Annotated in this window: 2 protein-coding genes; both read left to right on the forward strand. The window is 43.7% G+C overall.

What is annotated here, in order from left to right; translation table 11 throughout:
* The coding region (locus GMD1S_RS10610; protein WP_000396543.1) for a glycine--tRNA ligase subunit alpha at positions 1–342 on the forward strand (342 nt) is incomplete at its 5' end.
* A gap of 211 nt (positions 343–553) precedes the next feature.
* A partial coding sequence (locus tag GMD1S_RS10615) for a glycine--tRNA ligase subunit beta (protein WP_000164734.1) occupies positions 554–762 on the forward strand: 209 nt, incomplete at its 3' end.

Genomic DNA, 762 nt, shown 5'->3' on the forward strand with positions numbered 1-762 from the left:
TTTATCCAGCCTGAGTACGAGCATTCAAAATATTCATTTGAAATTTCGGACCAAGAAATGTTGCTGGAAAACTTTGATAAGTTTGAAAAGGAAGCTGGTCGTGCCTTGGAAGAGGGATTGGTTCACCCTGCCTATGACTATGTTCTCAAATGTTCACACACCTTTAATCTGCTTGATGCGCGTGGTGCCGTATCTGTAACCGAGCGCGCAGGCTATATCGCTCGAATCCGTAACCTTGCCCGTGTCGTAGCCAAAACCTTTGTCGCAGAACGCAAACGCCTAGGCTACCCACTTTTGGATGAAGCAACACGAGCTAAACTCCTAGCAGAAGACGCAGAATAAAGAGAGTGACAGTTTACGAAAATGGGCGAACAGAGTGAGCCTTGAGCCAGTTGCCGTAGTGATGAAGGTATCCTTAGCGAAGCTAAGGATACTAGGCAAAATTGGAGACTTTCGGCTCCAATTTTAGCAATGAAACAACGAAGTTGGTTGCTTGCGTGCCAATCACATAAGGCAAACTGGAAAATAAAAAGATACTTTTCGGAGAAAAAATATGACAAAAAACTTATTAGTAGAACTCGGTCTTGAAGAGTTACCAGCCTACGTAGTAACTCCAAGCGAAAAACAACTAGGTGAAAAAATGGCAGCCTTCCTCAAAGAAAATCGTCTTTCCTTTGAAGCTATTCAAACCTTCTCAACACCACGCCGTTTGGCTGTTCGTGTGACTGGTCTTGCAGACAAACAGTCTGATTTGACAGAAGA

The organism is Streptococcus sp. GMD1S (assembly GCF_000296875.1).
Taxonomy (GTDB): domain Bacteria; phylum Bacillota; class Bacilli; order Lactobacillales; family Streptococcaceae; genus Streptococcus.